The organism is Paenibacillus sp. OAS669 (assembly GCF_014873645.1).
GTDB lineage: Bacteria > Bacillota > Bacilli > Paenibacillales > NBRC-103111 > Paenibacillus_S > Paenibacillus_S vulneris.
Genome location: NZ_JADBDR010000033.1, coordinates 1 through 8,049, shown reverse-complemented (window position 1 = coordinate 8,049; position 8,049 = coordinate 1). Strand labels below are relative to the sequence as shown.

The window sequence follows — 8,049 nt, the reverse complement described above, 5'->3', positions numbered from 1 at the left end:
ATCCCCGAAGGGACCGCTCGACTTGCATGTATTAGGCACGCCGCCAGCGTTCGTCCTGAGCCAGGATCAAACTCTCCAATAAAGTGTCACCGAAGCGACTTATATTAGAGCTTGTCTTAAGCTCAAAATTCAATGCTAGCGAGAATTTTCATTCTCATTAAAACATTCACTCGTTGTTCAGTTTTCAAAGGACAATATATCGACAAAACCTGATTACTTCATGTAACTTCTGTTTTGTCATCTCGTTCGCCGTGTTTAGCGGCGACTCTTATAATATACCACATTCGCCTACGTGATTGCAAGTATTTTTTTAAAAAACTTTTTTGTGGGTTCCAACCGCTTTATTTCATATCGATCTTCTCGGAAGGAACGAGTAATAAAATAACATACAAATCAAATCGAAGTCAAGTATTTTTTAATGATGCATTCGGTTCCTTGCATATTTCGATATTTCTTTAGGGGATGCAAGCCGAGCATACATTCTAAAGATGACTCTATACCGCGATTCAATAGCTCCTTTAATATCAGGATCAATCCGCTTATCATTTAGATCAAACAGCATTTCGTCCAACTCTTTTTTCAACACATAGTCGAGTTCCCTGCACTCTCTTTCATTAAATAAAAACCCGAGCATCGACGTAATACCCCTTCCACAGCTTGTGTATATTCCATGTTGAAGCAAACAAAAAATGCATTGAAGAAAGCAACATCTTCTGTGTATAGAATCCATTGCGTTTTTTCAATGCATACGAAATGAAAGCATTTTTAACGCTTTACTGTTATGCACATATTTGGTTATTTTTATGCTGATTTTTTTATTGCGGTTTAACAAGCCAATACGTAAAGGTGCTCTCTATCAGTGCCGCGGCTGTCAAAGTTACTACAATAATAACGAACACGGGCACCAGCGCCTTGGCAAAGCCCCGAAATTCCTCTTTGAATTTACCGGACCGTGCAGGGCTTGTAAGGGCTGTTAAGGACTTGAGAACAAGCACTCCTAAACGCAATCCGAATGCACATGCAAAAACGATTGCAGGAATTTCAATAATACCGTGAGGCAGAATAGCTTTGATGACATACAGGATAGACTGCTTTTCAGCAGAGACGGCCATAACGTAACCTAGCAGCAGCCCATTCGATAACAAGAAGAACAAGGGCAGCACGCCAAAAAATGCTCCCAACCCTATAATAAGCAGCGATTTCGATACATTGTTCCAAAATATCAGCCAAAACAACGACCACTGCTGATTAGGTTTACCGTTAATAGATTGAGATAGCTGTTCCAATCCCTTCAGCTGCGCTTCAATGAAGGCATGAAATTGATCCGAGAAGCCCACCCCCAGTACGATCCCTGTAACGAAAACCAAGGCAGAAGCAATAAAATAATGTTTCATCAGCCGAAATTGCAGCATCATGTTCCTCAATAGCGTTCCCCCCTATGATTTTCTATGTGAATTTAGCATGTTTTTTGAATAAGCGGTACGAGCCCTGGCATATCTTTCTTGTCCGAGCATACATTTTACTAATCAGCTTATACAAGCCCCCACCACACTGGGCAAAAGGAGGTCTGGATTTTGTGAACTATTTTTATGTCGTTAACGGCAAAAAACTGAAACAATCTTTTATTATTTTGGTTGCTGTTATTTTTGCTATCGGCATTATTTACTCCGAACGCGATAATGTCACGGTGTTCTCGCAGAATGAGCCCGCGGCCATCTACAGTGTACAAACCGATAAAAAAGTCATTGCCTTAACCTTCGATATTAGTTGGGGCGATACTAGAACGGAACCTATTTTGAAAGTGCTTGAGGACAAAGGAGTCAAAAAAGCGACCTTTTTCTTATCCTCTCCTTGGGCAAAGGACCATCCGGAAATCGTGAACCATATTGTTAAAGGCGGTTGGGAGATTGGCAGTCATGGTCACAAGCATGTTAATTATAGCAGCTTGAATACAGACGAGGAAATAAAGACACAAATCACGACCGCACATCAGATCCTTCGTGACGTAACCGGACAAACTCCTAATCTGATCCGTCTGCCGAACGGGGATTTTGACAAACGGGTGCTGCGGATCGCTAACGAGCTTAACTATACGGTTATCCAATGGGATACGGATTCGTTAGACTGGATGAATAAAGGCGTAGACAATATCATTAACCGGGTTGTAACCAAAGCCCACCCTGGAGATATTGTGCTGATGCACGCCAGTGATTCATGCAAACAGACCCACGAAGCTCTTCCCGCCATTATTGATCAATTAAGAGCTAAGGGCTACGAGTTTGTTACGGTCAGCGAGATGCTGAAGCAGACACAGGTTGACAACAAGCCTCCCGTTGAAGATCAAGCAATGAAGACGATACATTAGAATAAGGGCAAAATGATGAAGAGCCGTTACACCGGCTCTTTGTTTGTTTGTAGAACTTTGGATAGGATCAGGATTTGCCATGCATTACTTGCAAGCAAAGGCACCATCATAAATACTGTAGAAGCAGCAGTATCCAGCCTTAACGCAGGAACGGCTTCCATTGCGGACACGACAATCATAAAGAACAGTGTGGGAATAAAACCGTTACGGTTGGTCAATTGAACTTTCCAATAAGCGACGCCCAAACCTACGGCCAGCATGCAAATAGGAAGAATAGTATAAGGGAGCCAATCTCCCCCAGCGTCTGCATCCCTTAAATAGACCAAATCAATTAATGCAATAATAACCAGGATGACTTGCAGCACGTCCCAAATCCATTTGCTTCTTATAATCCCGATGGCAATAAATCTTATGATCAAATAGGCGAAGAACCCCATCTGGCTCAGTACGCTTATTGTGGCTCCGCCTAACAGCATCGTTAGAACGTTATAGCCCACTGCGCTGCCGTTTAAAAAGCTGAATTGCTGATCATTCATTTGTAAAATAATTCCGATGACTAAAGCACTAATGGCACCTATGACTAGTGTCGTCCAAAATAAATAAAACCACTTTCTTAATGTCACGAAATTCTACCCCCACAGCTTCATCTGTACAGAAGTTAATTGTACCAACGTTCACAAAAAAAAGCCAACAAATCAGCAGAGTGAAAGTTATTCTAACGGCAAATACTAAGGCCAAATTCTTATATGGAAAGGAGCCTTATGTAATGATGAAGCGATGGTTGCGCCCTGTTTCCCTCCTTCTAATTATTTGGGTTTTAACATCCTGCGGATCCGATAAGCAAGCCTCACAATCCCAAAGCGGCGGGTATAAAGATACAAAAACTATGGTGCTCGACATCCTCAAAACTGATGATGGTAAAAAAGCAATCATTTCCGCATTAAGCGGCGGCGGTAGTGGAAGCAGCAGTGGCGGAGGTGAAGGAGGCGGTGGTTCCGGAGGGGGCATCCAGTCCGAAGGTCAATTGAAGCTGCTCTCTGCCGGTGATGCTCAGCAAATTCAGTTAGCCGTTAAAGACGTGTTAACCGATACGAGCAATAATAAGTTTTTGCAATCGATCATGACCGATCCCAAGTTCGCCGGACAATTTGCAAAAGCCATTCAAAAAGAAAATAAACAGCTGCATAAGGATTTGATCAAAGACCCTGAGTATCAAAAGTCTATGATAGAGGCAATGAAGAACCCCGATTTTGAGAAAATGCTAATGGATTCCATGAAAGGTCCTCAGTACAGACAGCAAATGAAAACGGTGATGCAGGAATCTTTACAAAGTCCCTTGTTTCGACTTGAGCTAATGAACCTTATGAAGAAGGTTCTGGAAGAGGAGTCCCAGCCTAAAACCAAAGAGCAAGAGGGTGGCGGTGCTGGAGGCGGCGGTGGTGCTGGCGGTGGCGGCGGAGGTGGCGGCGGCGGCCAGGGTGGTAAGAAGTAGTAGAGGCTAATCCCTTGTCCAATTACTCCCTCGGCGTTGAAGCTGACTCCCCAACGTTACAGATATTAAAAAAAGGAGCCGCCCTAGGGCAGCTCCTTATCTTATTCCACTTTGTTGATCAGCTTCTGGGCCATCTCCAAATATAAAGCGCCCGTTTCTGTCTCAGGTTTGTATACGGATGGGGAAAAATCCGGTTCTGCAACATGATTGTCCGGTGCACCCAACGGGATTTGGGTCAGCAGCTCGGTGTGAAGCTCCTCAGCCAGCTTGGCACCGCCGCCTCTGCCGAACACAAAATCTTTTTGCCCACAGGCGCTGCATTGGTAATATGACATGTTCTCAACAACGCCTACGATATCATGATTCGTGTGTAAAGCCATTGCTCCTGCTCTGGCAGCGACAAAAGCGGCCGTTGCATGCGGTGTCGTAACGATAATTTCTTTGCTTTGTGGAATCATCTGGTGAACATCCAGGGCAACATCGCCAGTTCCTGGCGGAAGATCCAGCAGAACATAGTCTACATCTCCCCAGCTGACTTCCTGAAAGAAATTACGCAGCATCTTACCGAGCATCGGACCACGCCAAATCACCGGTGTGTTCTCTTCAACAAAAAAGCCCATCGAAATCACTTTAACACCGAAGCGTTCCACCGGAATGATACGATTATCGACCAATTGCGGTCTTTCCTCAATCCCCATCATGTCAGGAACGCTGAAACCGTAAATATCGGCGTCGATAAGACCTACTTTCTTCCCTAATCTCGCCAAGGCTACGGCCAGGTTCACAGTGACGGTCGATTTACCGACCCCGCCTTTACCGCTGGCTACTGCTATAAAGTGAACGCCCGATTCCGGGTCCAGGATATTGCGAACTGGCGCCGCTTCCTGAACCGGTTGCGATGCATGCTCCTGCTGCTTTCGAGCCGCCTCGTTACGGTCATATTCCGTCATAAGACGAAACCGAAGATGAACCTCGGAAGCGCCGGCTTTCTGGAATGCGGCAGTGATTTGTTCTTGAATATTTGTACGATAAGCTTCGTCCTCATTAGACAGCAGCACGGTCGCAGATACCCGATCTTCTTTGATAAGAAAATCTCTAATAAGCTGCAATTCAGCCAAGCTAAGCTGAAATTCCGGGTCCTTCAGATGACGAACGGCCTCTACTAATTGTTCTTTGGTTAGCACGTTTTCACACCCCAGCCGAAAATAAGAATAGTGGTTTCATTTTATTATATCACAATTTTATAAGTTACCTACTTTTTCGCCGGAGTAATACCGCAATATTCCTTGATAGACCGAAGCCGCCACCTTCTTCTGGTATTCGGGAGATTTCAGCAGCTGAGCTTCCGAAGGATTCGATAAGAAGCCTACCTCAACCAGAGCACTAGGGATTTTTAACGTCTTTAATAAATAGACATTATCGACCGGCTTCGCTACACGATCCGTATTATTCAAGTTTTTCTTGATTTCATCTTGGATTAACGCCGCTAACAACCCGTTATCCTGATGGTTCGGATAATAAAATGTTTGAGCCCCGGACCATTTATCCGAAGGAATACTATTCAAATGAATACTGACGAATAGATCGGCTTTTTGCTGAGAAATAAATTGTGCTCTAGCCAGCAAATCCTCTGTCTTTCGCTTGCTGTACCCTTTGGTTGATGGTTCCGCCAAATCTTGATCGCTTTCTCTCGTCATGACGACCATGGCGCCTGCTTCCTGCAAATAATCCCTAAGGTACATCGTTATCGCCAGATTGATATCCTTTTCAATGATTCCGTCCTTACTCTCAGCGCCGCCATCAGGTCCTCCGTGGCCAGGGTCCAGAGCAATTTTTTTCCCGGAAAGCGGCATCGTCCAGTATGTCCATGTTTTGGTCGCAGGAAGCTCGTACGTAAACATAAATAGCATTAGTAGTACAAGCAAAAAAGACATCACCAGTTTCAAGCTGCTGTGCATGGTCAACCATACGACGACCCTTTTCCTCCTCTTAAACATAAAAAAAATCCACCTCGCATCCCCATAGACTCTTAATCATCTATATGGGACAGGGTGGACAAATATGCTATCAATTGGTTGGTTCGAATTGTTCCTTCATACCTTCTATCAAAATTTCCGCCACCTCGGGGCGTGTAAATTGCGGAGGAGGACATTGGCCGCTACGCAGCAAAGCTCTTACCTTTGTTCCGGACAAATGGAGATGTTCCGATTTGTCGTGCGGACATGTTTTGCTGGAAGCCATATTGCCGCACTTGGTGCAGAAGAAGCTGTGCTCGAAGAACAATGGAGTAATTCCCAGCTCTTCGCTTGTGAAGTTGCTGAAAATTTCTTGTGCTTCATAAGTACCGTAGTAATCGCCTACGCCGGCATGGTCACGACCGACAATGAAATGCGTGCAGCCGTAGTTTTTACGAACCATGGCATGAAAGATGGCTTCGCGAGGCCCTGCATAGCGCATAGCGGCTGGAAATACTCCTAGAAATACACGATCCTTTGGGTAATAGTTTTCCAGCAACGCCAAATAGCTGCGCATGCGAACATCAGCTGAGATATCATCCGATTTGGTTTCACCTACGAGAGGGTTCAAGAACAGAGCATCGACGATTTCCATAGCGCTTTTTTGGATATATTCATGGGCACGATGAACCGGATTTCTAGTTTGAAAGCCAACTACGGTTTTCCAGCCCTTTTCCGAGAAAATACGGCGGGTTTCCGCAGGATCAAAATAAAACTCCGCAAATTGCCCCGGCTCAGGACGATTCAATACCCGGATCGGGCCGCCTGCATAGATGGAAGGCCGCGACAGCAGCTTCTGAACCCCTGGATGGGCTTCGTCATCGGTTTTAAACACCTTAACTGCTTCGTTCTTCTGATCGACCTCATAAATGCTTTGAACGTCCAAAATACCGTAAATAACACCGTCCTGCTCTCCTACTAAAGCTACTTGTTCCCCAACTTTAATCTCATCCGCAACGTAATCCTCCAGAGACAATGTAATCGGGATGCTCCATACGGTCCCATCTACCAAACACATGTTCTCTACTACAGAATCGTAATCTTCTTTACCAAGAAATCCTGTGAGTGGCGAAAAAGCGCCAACACCGATGAGATTAAGGTCGGAAATCGTCCATGCATTAATTTGTATAGGGTATAAGTTCTTGGCCAGCTCCAATAGTCCTTCTCTCTCGGCTCCTACCGCGACACGGTTAATTAATGTGCCGCCATGTGGACGAATTGTCTCAGCCATGGGCTCGTGAAACCTCCTTATTTATGAAGGCCACATTCCGTTTTCTCAAAGCCGGACCAGCGTCCTGCACGAGGATCTTCACCTGCAGCTACTTGACGTGTGCAGTGCTCGCATCCGATACTTGGATAGTTCCGGTCATGCAGCGGATTATAAATAATATTATGACTGCGGATATAATTCCATACATCTTCAGAAGTCCAGGAAGCAAGAGGGTTGAATTTCACCAAGCCGAATTTCGTATCGTATTCCACTTTCTTCGCGTTGGCTCTTGTTGGAGCTTGATCTCGGCGAATTCCCGTAATCCAGGCATCATAGTTTTTCAAAATATCCGACAAAGGATCTACCTTACGGATGTTACAGCATTGCGTAGGGTTGCTTTTCCAGAGCTCGTCACCGAATTGAGCGGACTGATCTGCTAAGGTCAGCTTGGGAAGAACCTGCACGAACTCAACACCATAATGCTGCTGCAGCTTATCGCGGGTTTCGTAAGTCTCTTTGAAATGCACGTTAGTATCCAAGTAAAAAATATCTGTCTTAGGGCTTACCTTCTGGAGCATATCGACTAATACGACGTCCTCTGCCCCGAAGCTACAGGCCAAAGTGATGTTAGGGAATTTCTCAACGGCCCAGGCAATCAATGCTTCCGGGGACTGGTTCTCGAATTGTTCTGCCGCTTCTTGAATTAATTTTTCTTTTTCAAACAAATTCATGTTTATCCATCCTCTCATCGTATTAATTCCGAGTATATTAATGTGTTTTGTTATATATCATTATAACGCGACGGGACTTTTTGTCAATTTAAAATTTTGTTGGGCCATTACCTATCATATGGTGAGCCCAGGCAAAGGTGATTCTAGAGTAAAGGGCAGATAAATTTCTGCCCCTCCTCATCAAACCGTACGTGAGGTTTTCCCTCATACGGCTTTCCGATGTTCGTCATTCATGT

9 protein-coding genes and 1 rRNA gene are annotated in these 8,049 nt (G+C 44.8%); 2 read left to right on the top strand and 8 right to left on the bottom strand.

The genetic code is table 11. The features are described from left to right. The 3 genes from GGC63_RS34090 to GGC63_RS34085 form a co-directional block, all read right to left on the bottom strand. Positions 1-82, bottom strand: a 16S ribosomal RNA gene (locus tag GGC63_RS34090); the annotation flags it as partial. A gap of 333 nt (positions 83-415) precedes the next feature. Then, positions 416-634: a hypothetical protein gene (locus tag GGC63_RS34800; RefSeq protein ID WP_028552477.1), complete on the bottom strand. Its 219-nt coding sequence runs from the start codon at positions 632-634 to the stop codon at positions 416-418. A 181-nt stretch (positions 635-815) separates the two neighbouring features. Beyond that, on the bottom strand, positions 816-1,415 hold the full coding sequence (locus GGC63_RS34085; RefSeq protein ID WP_192705990.1) for a stage II sporulation protein M: 600 nt from the start codon (positions 1,413-1,415) through the stop codon (positions 816-818). A 161-nt stretch (positions 1,416-1,576) separates the two neighbouring features. Between GGC63_RS34085 and pdaB the strand changes: the two genes are divergently transcribed. Then, complete coding sequence (gene pdaB / locus GGC63_RS34080) at positions 1,577-2,365, top strand: polysaccharide deacetylase family sporulation protein PdaB (RefSeq protein WP_192705988.1); 789 nt, start codon at positions 1,577-1,579, stop codon at positions 2,363-2,365. 26 nt (positions 2,366-2,391) lie between these two features. Here the strand turns inward: pdaB and GGC63_RS34075 are convergent, their stop codons facing one another. Then, on the bottom strand, positions 2,392-2,988 hold the full coding sequence (locus GGC63_RS34075) for a KinB-signaling pathway activation protein (protein WP_192705987.1): 597 nt from the start codon (positions 2,986-2,988) through the stop codon (positions 2,392-2,394). 143 nt (positions 2,989-3,131) lie between these two features. Here GGC63_RS34075 and gerD point away from each other — a divergent pair, with 143 nt between their 5' ends. Beyond that, positions 3,132-3,857 (top strand): spore germination lipoprotein GerD, encoded by a 726-nt coding sequence (gerD, locus tag GGC63_RS34070; protein ID WP_179136323.1) that lies wholly within the window; start codon positions 3,132-3,134, stop codon positions 3,855-3,857. A gap of 101 nt (positions 3,858-3,958) precedes the next feature. On the opposite strand, the gene GGC63_RS34065 is transcribed toward gerD, so the two are convergent. The 4 genes from GGC63_RS34065 to GGC63_RS34050 form a co-directional block, all read right to left on the bottom strand. Beyond that, the gene (locus tag GGC63_RS34065) at positions 3,959-5,041 is read right to left on the bottom strand and encodes an Mrp/NBP35 family ATP-binding protein (protein WP_318781164.1); all 1,083 of its coding nucleotides are present in this window, start codon (positions 5,039-5,041) and stop codon (positions 3,959-3,961) included. A gap of 57 nt (positions 5,042-5,098) precedes the next feature. Further along, the gene (cwlD, locus tag GGC63_RS34060; RefSeq protein WP_079914958.1) at positions 5,099-5,854 is read right to left on the bottom strand and encodes an N-acetylmuramoyl-L-alanine amidase CwlD; all 756 of its coding nucleotides are present in this window, start codon (positions 5,852-5,854) and stop codon (positions 5,099-5,101) included. Between the two features lie 70 nt (positions 5,855-5,924). Continuing rightward, positions 5,925-7,103 carry a sulfate adenylyltransferase gene (gene sat / locus GGC63_RS34055; RefSeq protein WP_192705986.1) on the bottom strand — a complete coding sequence of 393 codons (1,179 nt, stop codon included), beginning with the start codon at positions 7,101-7,103 and terminating at the stop codon, positions 5,925-5,927. A gap of 17 nt (positions 7,104-7,120) precedes the next feature. Next, positions 7,121-7,813 carry a phosphoadenylyl-sulfate reductase gene (locus tag GGC63_RS34050; protein WP_192705985.1) on the bottom strand — a complete coding sequence of 231 codons (693 nt, stop codon included), beginning with the start codon at positions 7,811-7,813 and terminating at the stop codon, positions 7,121-7,123. Positions 7,814-8,049: the final 236 nt, after the last annotated feature.

Excerpts from the sequence above, each read along its gene's own strand:
- GGC63_RS34085 (WP_192705990.1), bottom strand. The coding sequence starts at position 1,415 with ATGATGCTGCAATTTCGGCTGATGAAACATTATTTTATTGCTTCTGCC.
- cwlD (WP_079914958.1), bottom strand. The coding sequence starts at position 5,854 with ATGTTTAAGAGGAGGAAAAGGGTCGTCGTATGGTTGACCATGCACAGC.
- GGC63_RS34050 (WP_192705985.1), bottom strand. The coding sequence starts at position 7,813 with ATGAATTTGTTTGAAAAAGAAAAATTAATTCAAGAAGCGGCAGAACAA.
- sat (WP_192705986.1), bottom strand. The coding sequence starts at position 7,103 with ATGGCTGAGACAATTCGTCCACATGGCGGCACATTAATTAACCGTGTC.
- GGC63_RS34800 (WP_028552477.1), bottom strand. The coding sequence starts at position 634 with ATGCTCGGGTTTTTATTTAATGAAAGAGAGTGCAGGGAACTCGACTAT.
- gerD (WP_179136323.1), top strand. The coding sequence starts at position 3,132 with ATGATGAAGCGATGGTTGCGCCCTGTTTCCCTCCTTCTAATTATTTGG.